The organism is Orenia metallireducens (genome assembly GCF_003001995.1).
Classification (GTDB): Bacteria; Bacillota; Halanaerobiia; order Halobacteroidales; family Halobacteroidaceae; genus Orenia; species Orenia metallireducens_B.
Genome location: NZ_PVNB01000015.1, coordinates 13,948 through 29,646 on the forward strand (window position 1 = coordinate 13,948; position 15,699 = coordinate 29,646).

At 32.3% G+C, this 15,699-nt stretch carries 17 protein-coding genes and 1 pseudogene; 3 read left to right on the top strand and 15 right to left on the bottom strand.

What is annotated here, in order from left to right:
- Positions 1-128 precede the first annotated feature (128 nt).
- The 10 genes from BX659_RS10870 to BX659_RS10915 all read right to left on the bottom strand — a co-directional run bounded on the left by BX659_RS10870 (position 129) and on the right by BX659_RS10915 (position 6,200).
- The gene (locus BX659_RS10870) at positions 129-1,355 is read right to left on the bottom strand and encodes a permease (RefSeq protein ID WP_216358806.1); all 1,227 of its coding nucleotides are present in this window, start codon (positions 1,353-1,355) and stop codon (positions 129-131) included.
- An 87-nt stretch (positions 1,356-1,442) separates the two neighbouring features.
- Complete coding sequence (locus BX659_RS10875; protein WP_097018315.1) at positions 1,443-1,913, bottom strand: cytochrome c biogenesis CcdA family protein; 471 nt, start codon at positions 1,911-1,913, stop codon at positions 1,443-1,445.
- 98 nt (positions 1,914-2,011) lie between these two features.
- Positions 2,012-2,287, bottom strand: coding sequence for a metal-sensitive transcriptional regulator (locus BX659_RS10880; protein ID WP_097018316.1), 276 nt, complete (start codon positions 2,285-2,287; stop codon positions 2,012-2,014).
- 66 nt (positions 2,288-2,353) lie between these two features.
- Positions 2,354-2,893 (bottom strand): hypothetical protein, encoded by a 540-nt coding sequence (locus BX659_RS10885; protein ID WP_097018317.1) that lies wholly within the window; start codon positions 2,891-2,893, stop codon positions 2,354-2,356.
- 65 nt (positions 2,894-2,958) lie between these two features.
- The gene (locus BX659_RS10890) at positions 2,959-3,195 is read right to left on the bottom strand and encodes an SHOCT domain-containing protein (protein ID WP_097018318.1); all 237 of its coding nucleotides are present in this window, start codon (positions 3,193-3,195) and stop codon (positions 2,959-2,961) included.
- A gap of 169 nt (positions 3,196-3,364) precedes the next feature.
- The gene (locus tag BX659_RS10895) at positions 3,365-3,616 is read right to left on the bottom strand and encodes an SHOCT domain-containing protein (protein ID WP_097018319.1); all 252 of its coding nucleotides are present in this window, start codon (positions 3,614-3,616) and stop codon (positions 3,365-3,367) included.
- A gap of 19 nt (positions 3,617-3,635) precedes the next feature.
- Positions 3,636-4,355, bottom strand: a complete 720-nt coding sequence (locus BX659_RS10900) for a hypothetical protein (protein ID WP_097018320.1) — start codon at positions 4,353-4,355, stop codon at positions 3,636-3,638.
- 105 nt (positions 4,356-4,460) lie between these two features.
- Positions 4,461-4,976 carry a Spy/CpxP family protein refolding chaperone gene (locus tag BX659_RS10905; RefSeq protein WP_097018321.1) on the bottom strand — a complete coding sequence of 172 codons (516 nt, stop codon included), beginning with the start codon at positions 4,974-4,976 and terminating at the stop codon, positions 4,461-4,463.
- Positions 4,977-5,160: 184 nt separating this feature from the next.
- Complete coding sequence (locus BX659_RS10910) at positions 5,161-5,739, bottom strand: DUF3793 family protein (protein WP_097018322.1); 579 nt, start codon at positions 5,737-5,739, stop codon at positions 5,161-5,163.
- Positions 5,740-5,771: 32 nt separating this feature from the next.
- Positions 5,772-6,200 (bottom strand): flavodoxin, encoded by a 429-nt coding sequence (locus tag BX659_RS10915; RefSeq protein ID WP_097018323.1) that lies wholly within the window; start codon positions 6,198-6,200, stop codon positions 5,772-5,774.
- A 254-nt stretch (positions 6,201-6,454) separates the two neighbouring features.
- On the opposite strand from BX659_RS10915, the pseudogene BX659_RS19680 reads away from it, so the two are divergent.
- Positions 6,455-6,553 (top strand): annotated as a pseudogene (locus BX659_RS19680) (capping complex subunit for YIEGIA); the annotation flags it as partial.
- A gap of 254 nt (positions 6,554-6,807) precedes the next feature.
- Here the strand turns inward: BX659_RS19680 and BX659_RS19685 are convergent.
- From BX659_RS19685 to BX659_RS10935, 4 genes are all read right to left on the bottom strand, one after another.
- The gene (locus BX659_RS19685; RefSeq protein WP_097018324.1) at positions 6,808-7,824 is read right to left on the bottom strand and encodes a peptidylprolyl isomerase; all 1,017 of its coding nucleotides are present in this window, start codon (positions 7,822-7,824) and stop codon (positions 6,808-6,810) included.
- A gap of 310 nt (positions 7,825-8,134) precedes the next feature.
- Complete coding sequence (locus BX659_RS10925; protein ID WP_097018325.1) at positions 8,135-9,232, bottom strand: GerAB/ArcD/ProY family transporter; 1,098 nt, start codon at positions 9,230-9,232, stop codon at positions 8,135-8,137.
- A gap of 242 nt (positions 9,233-9,474) precedes the next feature.
- The gene (locus BX659_RS10930) at positions 9,475-11,838 is read right to left on the bottom strand and encodes a heavy metal translocating P-type ATPase (RefSeq protein WP_097018326.1); all 2,364 of its coding nucleotides are present in this window, start codon (positions 11,836-11,838) and stop codon (positions 9,475-9,477) included.
- A 126-nt stretch (positions 11,839-11,964) separates the two neighbouring features.
- Positions 11,965-12,330: an ArsR/SmtB family transcription factor gene (locus BX659_RS10935; protein ID WP_097018327.1), complete on the bottom strand. Its 366-nt coding sequence runs from the start codon at positions 12,328-12,330 to the stop codon at positions 11,965-11,967.
- A gap of 473 nt (positions 12,331-12,803) precedes the next feature.
- Between BX659_RS10935 and BX659_RS10940 the strand changes: the two genes are divergently transcribed.
- Positions 12,804-14,258, top strand: a complete 1,455-nt coding sequence (locus tag BX659_RS10940; RefSeq protein WP_097018328.1) for an aminotransferase class I/II-fold pyridoxal phosphate-dependent enzyme — start codon at positions 12,804-12,806, stop codon at positions 14,256-14,258.
- Between the two features lie 128 nt (positions 14,259-14,386).
- Here BX659_RS10940 and BX659_RS10945 read toward each other — a convergent pair whose 3' ends face one another.
- Positions 14,387-14,584, bottom strand: a complete 198-nt coding sequence (locus tag BX659_RS10945) for a DUF1858 domain-containing protein (protein ID WP_097018329.1) — start codon at positions 14,582-14,584, stop codon at positions 14,387-14,389.
- Between the two features lie 305 nt (positions 14,585-14,889).
- On the opposite strand from BX659_RS10945, the gene BX659_RS10950 reads away from it, so the two are divergent.
- A complete protein-coding gene (locus BX659_RS10950; RefSeq protein ID WP_097018330.1) occupies positions 14,890-15,672 on the top strand; it encodes a M15 family metallopeptidase in 783 nt (260 codons plus the stop codon).
- The last annotated feature ends 27 nt before the right edge of the window (positions 15,673-15,699 follow it).

The window sequence follows — 15,699 nt, forward strand, 5'->3', positions numbered from 1 at the left end:
TAGACTCGTAGGAGGAAGTTAGGTTTAAACCAGCCACCCAACCACCTACCTCCTAGTACCCAAACTGTTGTAATATCCCCATAGACCAATACTCACCATATCAAAATTTAATTAGATAATATCTTGATTTAAACAAAGATATAAGAGAATAATCCACCAACTAAAACTATAATAAATACTTTAGTAAATAATCCTTTAATATCTAACTTTTCTTCATCATCTGTCCCATGATTCCTACTCTTATGATTCTCTCTCTGATCTTTATATAGATAAACTAATCCTCCTGCCAAAACTATAAAGAAAAGATTCATCCAAAAGGTATAATCTAGCTTAAACTGAGTCAATTGGGTAATCACTTTATTACTCTCTGGAACAATCCCACTAACAGAGAATAAACCATTTAAAATCAATGCTGTTAAGACAATACTAAGATACATAATCCCTGCAATATAAAAAGCTACCTTCTTACCATAATACTTAGCATTAACAGCAACTAAAGGTGGTACCATCAAATCTGAATAGATAAAACCCATAATCCCAGCAAAAAAGACCCCATTAGCATTTAAGACTGTTGCCAGTGGAATATTTCCCATAGATCCAATAAAGGTAAGAGCTGCTACAAAGGGAGCCACTAAAGCATTCTCAATGGCAATTAGCCAAGAAGGTAATGAATTAGTGTAATCCATCAAAAATATCTTAGCCCAAATATCATCACTAACAAAGACTGCTACAAAACCTGCAATAGTAAAGCCTATTAATATTTCCTGCCAGACCATCTTCCACTCCATCACAAAGTTCTTAGCAACTAAGTTCCAACCCTCTTTACTGGAAATTCTTTCTTTCCAATCAAAATCCTCTTCTGCTAAATCTGTATCACTCTCTACCTTCTTTCTAGCAGCTTTAATCAAGCTATCAGGATAAGTAATCTTAATTAAGATACTACTAATTGCAATCAAGACCAATCCACCAATAATTTCAGCAGCTAGAAACTCCCAGCCCAAAAAAATTAGGATTAAAATCCCTAACTCTATTACTAGATTAGTCGAAGCAAACATAAAAGCAACAATCGTGATAAAATGGGCTCCTTTATGGAACAATGCTCGTGCTGCTGCCAAGGCTGCAAAAGAACATGATGAAGAAGCACCACCAAAGATAGTAGATAATGAGATACTCTTTAAATTAGCTTCACCCATATATTTTGTTAATTTCTTCTTAGGTACAAAACTTTGAATCATGCTACTGATAAAATAACCTAAAATAAAGGCCCAACCAGCTTTCCAAAAGAAGCCTATTGCAGTGACGGCTCCTTGACCATAAAGTTTAAAAAAATTATTAATAAGTATCTCCTCCTTTATCTAAATAGTAACTATTACTATTTTATCATTTGAAGAAAAAGATAATTTTTCCTGCAAAAAAATAAAATTTTAGTTAATAAAGCCAGCTTATTGCTCATCATAAAGATAAGAGACTCCCAATCCTATTGAGAAAAAGATACCCACTAAAAAAGTGCTAAGATACTTATAGCCTTGAGGTACAGATTTAATATCAACTTTATTACTAAAATCTAGCTTATGTAAGAAATTTAGTTTGATTAGTCCAGCAGTCTTTAATCCTAAAAGTATAATAAATATTCCTCCAACTATATTGAAATATTTAATATTGTTCTTAAAAACATGACCAACTTCACTAACTAACCCACCAATTAAGGTAAATACCAGAGTAAAACCTAAAATAAAGACTAAGGTACTAATTACAATATGAGCCTTCATTTTCTTCTGTATAGTTGCCGATTGTAAATCCTCTAAAGATAATCCAGTAATTAAGGTGAAATAAACGGTACTCATCGGAATAATACAAGGTGATAAAAAAGAAAAGAAGCCAATAATAAAAGGGACTAAATATATACTTTCCACTAAGATCCCTTCTCAAAATACCTCATAGGGGTATTATTACAATAAGTATATGTTTAGCCTCTTAGAGGATATGCTTAAAATCATCTATTATCAAAACTTTATTTAGTAAATTTAAAGATAACATCCATTAATTCACTAATCACCTCGTCACCTTCTTCTCCTACATCTACTGCATCTTTGACACAACCATGAGTATGAGACTCCAAAATACTCATTCCTACCTTATTTAAAGCACCTTTGACTGCTGCAATCTGAGTCAAAACCTCTACACAATACTTTTCATCATCTATCATGTTTTGAATACCTCTTACTTGACCCTCTACTCGTTTTAATCTAGTAATTAACTCCTTCTTATTACTGCAATATGAAGACATAATCATCACCCCTTTTTTAGAATTAAAAATTGATAATACAGAATTGAGAGTTTAATAAATTAATTTTCAATCCTTAATTGTATTTATAACTTGATGCTTCTTAGTATCTACCACCGATACTGTCCCACTATTAGCATTAGCAATATAGGCATAATCCTCATTATTCTTAGACTCTAATTTCCACTTTAAAATATGGTCAACATCCCTAATATTTTTAAAAGTTATTTCTATAAATTTAATCGAGTTATTAAACAGATCTTGCTGATCGCTAACTTTAATCTTCCCTGCAGGATGATGACTAGATCTTCTTTCCCATTCCCATTTAATATTCTTTGAATTTATTTCACCTAAATTGGTTCTGACATCAATAATCTTATCAAAATCTAAACCTAATAAGTCCCCACTATGAGTAGTTAAATAGACTTGAAACTCTACAGTATCATTATTTAACTGCTTAGGATTAAAGACTGTATCAATCCAAACACCTTCGCCACTAGAACTACGGCTCCATTCTCTAGGGTTGAATTCTTCATTAGCCATTACTATACTAGAACCAAATAATATTAAAGCTAATAACATTAAAATAGATACTTTAATCTTCTTCACTTTATCAACTCCTTATTATATTTATACAATACCCCCGTAGGGTATTATATAGCTAAAAAAATAGCTTACTTCTTTAAGACTTCTTTTCTTTCTCTAAACTCTTCCTTAGTAATTAAACCTTGAGCAAGCTGTTTCTTTAACAAAGCCATAGCACTATCCTCTCTTTTAGATTTTAGAATTAACAACCGAATTATAAGATAGATTATTCCTATAAATACTCCTAAGTGTAATAACATTATTCCTATTGATTGCCAACCATTTAAACCATAGCTATATATTCCTGAACAAAGATCTGACCACATTACCTTCACCTCCTCATATTATATTAGTGAAATAAACAATTATATTCCCATCATTTTACTCGTATTTAATACAAATAAAAAAATCTAAATATATCATTAAAATTTATAATTAACAAATATAAGTATTCAATTAACAGATTAATTCTACTCTGTTAATTGAATACCATATCTATTTCAATAACTCGTCCTTAATCTCTTGAAACTCCTCTTTACTTATCTCTCCTTTGGCATACCTCTGTCTAGCAATTTCCATTGGATCTTCTACTGATTTTCCTTCTATTCTCTCAGTTCTATTGTTAGAATTATTAGAATTTCTGATAAGATAGACTCCTACAGCAATTATGGCTATCCAAAATAAACCCATCATCCAGATTCCACCTCCAAAAAAACCACCCATTCCATGCCCCCACCCATGCATCATCGGTATCACTCCTTAAAAATCAGATTATATATAGCTTATCTAAAACATGATATACAGTTATTAAAATAGCAATTACTGAAACTATTACATGTAATACTCTAAATAACTTATAGTCTAATTTAACTTTAAAATACTTCTTTAATATTCCCAGTAGAATTACTAAACTATATAAAAATAACATTATCCAGCCTGGTGAAAGGAAAAGACCATGAAATTGAGGAACAATATGAAAGAATATTACTATTAGAAGTCCAATAATCCCAACAATACAATGATAATTTAGTACCCTTCTAAAGTAATGTTTTCGTCGCTCCTTTAAACTATTACTTCTCTTCCATAGATAATAAAGGATTCCATTTAATAAAAATAATAAATAGGAAACTACACCCATGGTAATTATCCTACTTCTCTTTAATCTATAATCTTTTTTTAATTTATACCCATAATCTTGAACCTTATCTTCAACTGGGGAATCAGTATCGCCTTCTTCTTGCTCCTTAATTTCTCTGTTTTCAGCCTCTTTATTCTCTTCTTGTTCTTCTTTTATCTTTTCCTCTGGACTCTGATGAAATTCTTGACCATGGGCGATAATTAAATTCACCTCATCTTCTATAAGTAACTCTCTTTGAAATAAATAGTTGAGTTTAAAATCATCCTGCCAGCTTATTGCCTCAACAACTTTGATATTTAGAAATAATCCTAATATTAAAAAGACTAGAATAAATCTAATTAGTTTCATGCCCCTAACACATCCTTATATTGATGTTGATATACTTATTATTCACTTATCTGCTAGGGGTATATACAATCTATAATTTAATTATTAACATTATTTTCTGTTAAATTACCAAACCATCATTCTACTACCATGCATCATGTGACTTCCCATCATTCCACCACCAGCCATATGTCCTCCAAATCCTCTTCCACCCATCATACCAAAGCCCATCATTCCATGGTCTTCCATAACCTCCAATTGTTCAGCTGTTAAGATATCCCTTATCTCTAACTGCATCTCTGCCATTAACATAGACATCTTATCTCTTAATTGATTGATCTCTGCTTGTAATTTTAAGACATCATCTTTAACACCCTTATCAAAGTATAAATCTCTTAAATCTCTTCTCTTATCCCGCATATCATCCATTAAATCATCAATTTGATCATGGTATTTATCTTGTAAGTCTTCTATCTTATCCTTTTGTTCCTTAGAGATATTCAACTCATTACGGAAGTCATTATTCCTATAGTTACTTCTAGAATCTTGAGCAAACCCATTTCCACTTCCATGGGCAAAAGCATAAACTGAAACTCCTAATACCAATGTCATTACTAAAGCAAAACTTAAAATCTTTCTCATATTTATCTCCTCCTTTTTAAATTTCAGTAATCAGTAAAAAGATTAGCAAAAGACTTCTTACCTCTTACTCTGTAATCATATTATATAGGGTAAATATTAAGAAAGTATTAAGAAAATATCAAGAATCTTTAAAGCTTTTAAATGTAAAAAGAGTAGACTGAAATCAGTCTACTCTTTACTATAATCATACCACATTATATAGTTGTTCTATCTCTTCTGCTCTATCTATCCTCTTATTAAAATAGTCTCTAGCCATCTCAAACCTCTTTTGTTGTAATAAAGAGATTGATTTATCACCATAAATCTTCCATTCCTTACTATGTGTTACCTTTAAATCAGAATACCCCATAAATCCTAAGACATCTTTAAGAGGGTATCCAAAAAAGATACCAATCTCATGGGGAAACTCATTACTTCTTAATCTCTTAACAAGAAAATCTAGATATGACTTCAAATTATACTTTTGGGGATATCCATGCTCTTTCAAAAATTCTAGAACCTCTGCCTTGCGTAACTGCTGGTCTAAAGCAGCTTCATGATAAAATAGCACCTGCTTACGATTAACTTTTTCATTTAACTCTATCATTTTAATTTGATCATAGGCTAGAATTGTACTCTTGCACCTATCCCAAATCTTAGAATTATTGAATCTAATATTTCTTAATTCAGCAGGTTTTACCCCCATGATTGTCGCCCCAATATTCTTTAATATACATGTGATACAATCTCTAAAATTAACCTTGCAACCTTTATTCAATCTCATCATAGATACCCCCTTAATTACTCAATTAAATCTTAAAGTGCCCCAGTCCATTCTTTAACTGAAGTTTCCGCTTCTGCTGTTATCTCTCCATCCCATTTAAAGCCAGATTGAACCAGTTCTGCTCCTCTTTGCTCTAACTTCTCTTCTAACATATCTACCGCTTGGCAGAACATATCTCCATAGGCTGTGTCCCCTGGTCCAAAAACTGCAGCCCTCTTATTAGCTAAATCAACCTGATCTAAATTATCATAAAAGTCATAAAAATCATCCTGTAACTCTCCTGCGCCCCAAGTAGATGAACCAAATACAATTAAGTCAAAATCCTTCAATACTTCTACCTTTACATCAGTAACATTTTCAATAGTAGTCTCATAATTATCACTCAATACCTCTTCTACCTTAGTCGCCAAGGCCTCAGTGTTTCCCATAGTTGAACCATAAACAATGATAGCTTTCTCCACAACATATCTCCCCTTTTTTAATTATTTGTTTTATTTAATGTTTTGTACTGCTTTGATGAGTATTAGTCAGTACTTTAATATGTATTATTATAAAACTAGATAATGAAAATGATTTTCATTATCTAGTTTTATAATATCATCCATGTAAATGAATGTCAATATCATTTTAAATAATAAGTAGAATTTTCTTAAAAAAAGATACAAATGTGCTCTTCTCTTAAAAAGAATAAGTTACAAGTTAGTTAGCCAAAGACCAGAAAGAGCAGCAAGAACTGACTGCTGATATTGCTAAAGCTATTAAGGGTGATGTAATAGAATTGCATTGTGGAGATTATATGGTGGTTAAAGTTTAAACTGGATTTTTTTTAAAATAATTCTAAATGATCACAATTTCATCACAAATTGATGCTATAATCAAATTATCATCACAAGATAAAGGTTGACAAACCTAAATTTCTTCTCAATTTTATACTCCTTTAAAATAAACCGTTAAAGGAATAAGCATTAAAAGTATTTACCCCATTAATAAGAAAATGGCAGCTAATAGCTGCCATTTTCTTATTATAAGTATTTTAATTAATCTAAATAACTGTAATCATTGCTCATATTATAATCTAATATCTACCTTAGTATCTTCCTTTAATCCTTTCACAAAGCTATTCCATTTAGCCTGTTGTGCCTGTTGAGTAAGTAAATTCTTGATCTTCTCTTTAGCATCTGCCAATGAAACGATCTCAGCCTCTTGCTTATCCTCCACTTTAATAATATGATAACCAAATTTTGTCTTTACAGGTTCGCTTATTTCATCGACTTGAAGGTTAAAAGCAGCTTGCTCAAATGCTGGCACCATCTGTCCTTTACTGAAATAACCTAGATCTCCACCATTTTCTGCAGAAGGTCCTTCAGAGTATTCTTTAGCTAACGTAGCAAAATCTGCCCCCTCTTTTAGCTTATTTATTACTTCTTTAGCCTTAGCTTTTGCTTCTTGGTCAGTCTTATCATCTGTTGTAACTAAAATATGTCTAGCCTTAACTCGGGCAGGACGCTTAAATTTAGACTTATTCTCTTCATAATAGTTTTCTACCTCTTCTTCTGTGATAACAACACCATCAACTACTTCTTGCTGTAATTTCTGAATTAAAATTTCATCCTTATTATCTTGCCAGATCATCTTTTTGAATTCTTCTATAGAATTAATTCCTTTACTATTTAAAGCATCTACTAACTGCTCTTCTGTAAGTTGATTCTGCTTCTTAATCGAGTCTATTTTATTATTTAACATACTATTTTTCTCATCTTCAGAGATAGTTATCTCTTGGTTTTTAGCCTCAATCTCTAGCATCTTCATATTAACTAATGAATTAAGCTTCTGCTTACGATACTCATTTAATAGTTCCTTTCCCTCATCTGAGGAGAATAGAAGTTGAGCAAAGTCACGATTTGCTTGAGCTAACTCTCTATATAACTGTTGTATATTTGTAAACTGATTTAGCTGGGCTTCTGTTATCCCTTCACCATTGACAGTTGCTACAAGATTATTATCATTATCCTCTTTAGCTCCAATTGCTATACTGCTTATTAATAGTAATAATGCCATTAAAATTAAACTGATTTTAAATTTCATTAAATATCCCCTTTCAAATTCTAATATAATCTTTTTAATAAACTCAAAGCTTGATTGAAAATTTATGTAAAAAAAGAGGTTAACTTACCTCTTCTAAATTATTTTTATAAAATTTCTGAAAGCAGCTCAACTAATTATATCATTTTTAATTACTATTTTAAACCAACTTTATCAATTATTATAGAAGATAAATTTTACAAAATTGTGACAAGAACAAAAGTTAGGAAAAAAAGTATTACATTTTATAAAAACAATTCGAGTTTTGATTCTAATAATCCTTTAAAAAGAGAGTTAATTCTCAAATAAAAGATTATATCGAATCATATAGTCTCTTAAAATATGGTATTAAATAGATAAACATTAATATTAGAGTAAAGGGAATATAAAAAACAACTGTATTAATCACACTATATTCAATATAATCGTTAGATGAAAATAGATGAGCTCTATTATAAACAAATATAGCTATAGAAGTGATCATAATTGATACTGGAATAACCAATCTTTTATAATTTCTAATATAAAAAACATCACTAACAGCCTTAATTATAGTAAAGTAGAAGATTCCAAACTTAGCAACAGTTATACTCAGCCAAGATAAGAAGATTACTATTTCAAGACCTTGTATTGGAAAAGATTTGATATAAAAGTAAAAAGGGAATTCTATCTTCATAGCTAAGTCTACACCAAAAAAAGCCAATGCTAATATAAAAACTGAATTAAATACAAGTTGAGTTCCCAAATTAGCCAAAGAACTAAACTTTATAGACCTCTTCTTATCTTTCAAATATGGTTTCCATAATAAAAGAATGAATAAAGAGGATAAAAACCAATGAATACTGATAAAACTCCCTCTAATTATCGATTCTATATTAAACTTAAAAGGATATAATAAATCCATATTAACACCTTTAAAACCAGAGGTGCTGTGACCAAAAATAATAATCGAGAATCCCGCTATATAGACTATAAACATTAGTATACTAAACCTAGCTATAATCTCTATCCCCTTATAAGAGAGATATATAGCTAATAGGACAATTCCTATAAAGAAAATTAATGGGGGATTTTCTTCTATAATTACAGCAATAATCTTTACAGAAAAATAAAAAGTTTCAATCACATTAGAAATTAAACAGATTATAATAGGGATAATTACTATACAACTTAAATAATTACCTAAAATCTTTCTAACGTCAGATATCAATCCATAATCAGAATATTTATAACTAAGCATTAAGATAATATAACTAATTGTTCCTATAATAGAACCAGCAACAGAAAAAACAAACCATCCAATACTTCCAGAAATCTCTGTGAGAAATTTAGGAAATGATAAAACCATTGTAGGAAATATAATCATAGTGGTTATAGCAAATACCTGAAATGGATCTATCTTCTTTAGCATTTTTAACTCCTTTAATGATTATTAATTTTAAATTATTCTTTACTATTCTGTTCTTAGATACAATTAGGTATGCATATTTTATCAAACTTAAAATAAATTAATAATACTTTATAATTAAACGGTTATAATACCAAAATTTTAAAAAGCCTAGTAAATAAAAGCTTCAACTTTTATTTACTAGGCTAAATATCAAAACAGACAAGTTATCTTTTAAAACTTTAAAGGCTCTAAGCTAATTTAAGTTATTGACTCTTCATTCTAGTAATTCTCATCGCATTCAACACAGCAAGTAAAGCCACCCCTACATCAGCAAATACTGCAAACCACATATTAGCCAATCCTAAAGCCCCCATTAAAAGTACAATACCTTTAATCCCTAAAGCAAAGACAATATTCTGCCAGACGACCCTACGAGTGAATTTAGCAACATTGATAGCATCAATTAAGTTACTTGGCTTATCCTTCATCAAGACCACATCAGCCGCTTCAATAGCTGCATCAGAGCCTAAGCCACCCATAGCTACACCAATATCGGCTCTGGCTAGTACAGGAGCATCATTGATACCATCACCAACAAAGAGTAATTTATCCTTACCTCTATTCTTTAATAGCTTCTCTAGCTCAGCAACCTTATCTTGAGGTAATAATTCAGCCCGATAATCATCTACCCCTAGCTCTGTAGCTACACTCTCAGCCACCTGTTGACCATCACCTGTTAACATTACTACCTCTTCAATCCCAAGGCTCTTTAACCCTCTGATAGCTGCTTTAGCATCGGTTTTAACTCTATCGGCAATTAAGATATAGCCGGCATATTGACCAGCAACAGCTATATGAACTACTGTTCCTACTTGCTTAGGAGTTAGATAAGTTACCCCTTCTCTTTTCATCAGCTTATAATTACCTGCTAAGACCTCTTTATCTGCTATAGTAACCTTCAAGCCATGCCCAGCAATCTCCTGATAGTTATCTAGCTGTGTAGAGTCAACTTTGCCTTCATAAGCATCTAAGATTGATACTGCAATGGGATGGTTAGAGTTACTCTCAGCGTAAGCTGCCAACTCCAATAACTCTTCCTTACTAAAATCTTCTGCTGGAACAATATCTGTTACCCTAAAAGTCCCCTCAGTTAAAGTTCCTGTCTTATCCATCACTACAGTCTTGACACTATTTAAAGCCTCTAAATAGTTTCCACCTTTGACTAATACTCCATGTTTAGAAGCTGCTCCAATCCCACCAAAAAAGCCTAGAGGGATAGATACTACTAGAGCACAAGGACAAGAAACAACTAAGAATACTAAAGCACGATATAACCAGTCACTAAAGGTAGCTGTAGGGATAACTAACGGTGGTAAGACAGCTAGAGCTAAAGCAGAGAATACAACTGCTGGTGTATAATAACGGGCAAACTTGGTAATAAAATTCTCAGTAGGTGCCTTTTCACTAGCTGCATTCTCTACCAAATCTAGAATCTTATTAACAGTAGATTGAGCAAAATCTGAAGTAACTCTTATAGTCAATAAGCCATCCTTATTAATAAAGCCACTTAATATCTCTTTACCTGCTCTTACCTTACGGGGAACTGATTCACCAGTTAAAGCAGAGGTATCTACCATAGATTCCCCTCCAATAACCTCACCATCTAAAGGAACCTTCTCCCCTGGTTTAACTACAATAATATCGTCAACCTTAACCTGATTGGGGTCAACCTTCTTCAGTTCACCAGCAACCTTTAAATTAGCATAATCAGGTCTGATGTCCATTAAAGATTTGATTGAGCTGCGGGAACGGTTGACAGCTATGTCCTGAAAGAGCTCTCCTACCTCATAAAAGAGCATTACCGCTACCCCTTCTGGAAATTCTTTAATGGCAAAAGCTCCAATACTAGCTACACTCATTAAGAAGTTCTCATCAAAGATTTGACCTTTAGAGATATTTTTAGCAGACTTAGTCAAGACCTTCCCACCTATAGTTAAATAAGCAATCCCATAAAGTGCTAATTCTCCCCAGAAATTCAACTTTAATAATAAAGCAGCTATAAAAAAGACTGCCCCAATTCCTAATCTAAGAAATTCAGCCTTAAAATCACTATTATCACCATGACTATGAGAATTATGATGTCCACTTTCATCTTTCTCTTCTCTAATAATTACATCTGGTTCTATCTCCTTAACTATTCTTTTAACGGCTTTTAGAGTTGAATCTAAATAGCTAGAATGATGTACTTTAATCTTTAATTTTTGGGATACAAAATTTATAGAAGCTTGGTCAACCCCATCTAAAAGACCAATCTCTCTTTCCATCTTAGCTGCACAATCAGCACAGCCCAAACCTTCCAAAATTAACTCCCTTTGAGATTCACTATCCCTTCCTTTGATTCTAACCTTTACCCCTGGCTCTACCTCATCAGCCACCTTAGCAATCTTGTCTGCTATTTCTTCTATATCACCATCAACCTCTACGTCTAAAGTCTTAATAGCAAAGTTCATTCTGCTCTTTTTGACCTCATCTAACTTAGAGACCCTCTTCTCTATCTTAGCAGCACAATTAGCACAGTTTAGCCCTTCAAGAATAAATCTTTCTCTAATTAACTTTCTTGCTTCCATAACTTTACCTCCTTCTATTTGAAATATGAGTAAGTATTCAGATATTGGTTAAAAAATATATGAGTATCTGTTCATATTTATATTATATGACTCTTGCTATATAATGTCAACAAAAATATTAAATTCTTATCTCTCTTCCATAACATGATCTAATCCTTGGCAGAAGAGCTGTAAAATATGATGATCATCTAAAGAATAATAGACAACCCTACCTTCTTTACGATACTTGACCAAATTCATATCCCTAAGCTTTCTCAACTGATGAGAGATAGCCGATTGGGTCATATCCAACAGCTCAGAGATATCACAGACACATAATTCTTTATTAGCTAAAGCATTTATAATCTTTAATCTGGTAGGGTCACCTAAGACCTTAAAAGTATCTGCTAATCTACCAATAATATTCTCAGATAATTCCTTCTCTTTGACCTCTTCAATTCTCTTAAAATTAGGGCAGTACTCTTGGCAAATAACTACATCCTCACTCTTCATCTCATCACCTCTTAAAAAATTATTAAACTAGATCACAATACCTCTGATTCTTTATCAACATTCTATTATCTCTGCTGTGTTATGTCAAGAATATATCTTGACCTTATAATATTATTCCCCATTCTACTGCTTAAATATTGATACCAAAGATGATATTACGACACTTTTTAATAGCCTCTAGCTTTATAAGTTCTTAGCTAATAGCGGATTTATCACGGAGGGTTTATGATTTTCAAACCCGTAGGAGAGGCCAGAAGCTAGTAGCTAAACTGTCGCAATATCCCTATTAACCAACACTTTCTAATATTAAAGATCTAGTTGATTTTAAATAAACATTACCACAATCAGCAATAATAAAAAAGATAATTTTTGACTAACAAACAATTTTATCAGATAATAGAGATATACTACCTTTTATAGAAAATCTTGATTTTAATAATTAATATGAAAGAACATTGAAAGGATGATTATTAATGGAACTTGATCAAAGTAGAACACCTTTATTTAGTGCTATTAAGATGATTGAAGCAAAAGGTATTACCCCCTTTGATGTACCTGGCCATAAGAGAGGAAAAGGCCTTAAAGAGCTTAAAGAGCATTTAGGAGAACAGGTCTTTGAGATGGATATTAATGCTATGGTTGAACTTGATAATATCTTCAACCCTTCAGGTGTAATCAAGGAAGCTGAAGAGCTGGCTGCTGACTTATATGGGGCTGAAAAGTCCTTCTTTCTAGTCAATGGTACCACTTCAGGTTTACAGACGATGATAATGACCCTCTGTAAGACTGGTAAAAAGATTATACTGCCTAGAAATGTCCATAGATCAATTACAGCAGGTCTAATCTTAAGTGGAGCAGTCCCTATCTATCTTAAGCCTGAGTATAATAATCAGTTAGGAATTGCTATGGGGGTTACACCTGAAAATGTAGAAAAGACAATCAAAGAGAATCCAGAAACAGAGGTACTACTGTTGACCAATCCTACCTATTATGGCGTGACTTCTAATATTAAAAAAATAATTGAGATTGCCCATTCCCATGGGCTTTATGTGATAGTCGACCAAGCTCATGGTTCTCATTTTCGTTTTCATAAAGATTTGCCCCTCTGTGCCCTTGAAGCAGGGGCTGACATGATAGCAATGAGTTTACATAAGACTGGTGGCTCTTTAACACAGAGTTCCTTACTGATGGTTAATAATAAATCCATCGATGCTGATATTGTGAGAACCTATCTAAATCTAATTCAAACCACTAGTCCTTCTCATATTCTGTTATCTTCAATCGATGTGGCTAGAAAACAACTAGCCCTTGAAGGAAATAAGTTACTTGAACAGGTCTTAGAAGTATCTAGATATGCTAGAGAAAAGATTAATAATCTCGAATCCTTCTACGCCTTTGGTCCTGATTTGCTAGGTAATGCTGGAGTCTTTGCTTTTGATGAGAGTAAATTAGGGATTTATGTCAAGGAGCTTGGATTGACAGGTTATGAAGTTAGAGATATCTTATATTATGAATATAATATTCAGATAGAGATGGCAGATTTATATAATATACTTTGCATTATCTCTTTAGGTGATGATTACAAGAGCATAGATAGATTAATTAATGCTTTAGAGGATATCAAAGAGAAACACTGTAAAGCTGCTTATGATCAGTTTTTTGAAAAAGAGCTGATTATTCCAGAAGTAATAGTCTCACCTAGAGATGCTTTTTATAGTAGAAAAAAGGTGGTAAATCTCGAAGACTCAATAGGAGAAATCAGTGGAGAGTCAGTAATGGCTTATCCTCCTGGAATCCCTATAATTGCACCTGGAGAACGGATCACAGAGGAAATTATCGAATATATCAATCTATTAAAAGAGCAAAACTCTTCAATGCAAGGTCCTGTTGACCCCCTCCTTAATCAGATTAGAGTCTTAGGTTTTTAAATTTAAATCTATATTTTTATGAGAAAACTAAAAAAGCAGCATGACTTTGGTTAAAGTCATGCTGCTTAAAATCTCTTCTCACTATCTAATTGAAAAAACACCGTAATAGAACTTCTTCTCATCAATATTTAGTTATTAACCTTTTCATTTAAAGCTTTCATCATCTTATCAAGATCAATTCCATGTACCATTACAGCTTGTTCTATTGCTTCCCCAGTAGCTGTAGGGCATCCTAAACAATGCATTCCAAAGCTCATAAATACTTCAGCAGTCTCTGGATGCTTTCTTAATACCTCTGAAATAATATCTGTCTTTTTAATCTCCATAATTAAAACCTCCTATTTTATCTCAAAATTTATTTTAGTTTCTCTAAAGGATTATATTGATATTATAATACATCTGATTTAGAGCTTATATGATATAACTCACATAAATTGAAATTATTAATCTTGTAGCAATAATCAATCTCAGTTAATAAAATATAGTAAAGCAATTAAAAGAATCTAGTGTATAAAAAAGACAATTTTATAATGGATTACATCCTTTTACAACAATCAACCCTTGCATTCACTGCTAATAATTAATACAATAATTCTTGCTTCCATTAATATCGATAGAAGGAGGGAATTTTATGAAAAAAAAGCTGGTTTTTATAATCTTATTGTTGCTGTTAGTGAGCAAATCTTCACCTACTTCTAGTATTACCTTTATCCCAATAGATAATTTATCTAAAGAGGATAATAATAAAATAAAGGATGACAATCTTAAAGAAAAGAATAAAGAAAGTTCTTCAAAACAACCTCTTGAGGAAATTAGACCTATTGCTAAGAAGCAAACAGAGCTAAATAATCCTTTAAATAAATTGGTCTTGGTCAATAAAAAACAAGGACTTTCTGCTGAATTCACACCTGAGGATTTAGTAGTTCCAGATATCCCCTTTGCCTTTGCAGAAGATCATCCCAAAAAGCAGATGAGAGCAGTAGCTGCTCAAGCACTCGAAAGACTCTTTGCTAGAGCTAAGGCAGAGCAGGTCGAGCTTGTTGGAGTGTCAGGATACCGTTCTTTTAAGCGACAGCAGGAAATATTTAGCCATAATGCTAGACTGAAAGGGGTCGAAGCTGCCAATCAATATAGTGCTAAAGCTGGACATAGCGAACATCAAACAGGATTAGCTATGGATGTTTCCAGTCCAACTGTTAACTATGAACTGGTCGAAGAGTTTGGCGAGACTAAAGAAGGAAGATGGTTGTCCAAGATGGCACCTGAATATGGTTTTATTATCAGATACCCTAAGGGAAAAGAAGAGATTACTGGGTATCAGTACGAACCATGGCATCTTCGCTATGTTGGAGTTAAGCATGCTAAAAGAATTGCTTATAATCAATCTACCTTGGAGGATTATTTATATGGTTAATTAAATAAGAGACTTTTAAAAGTCTCT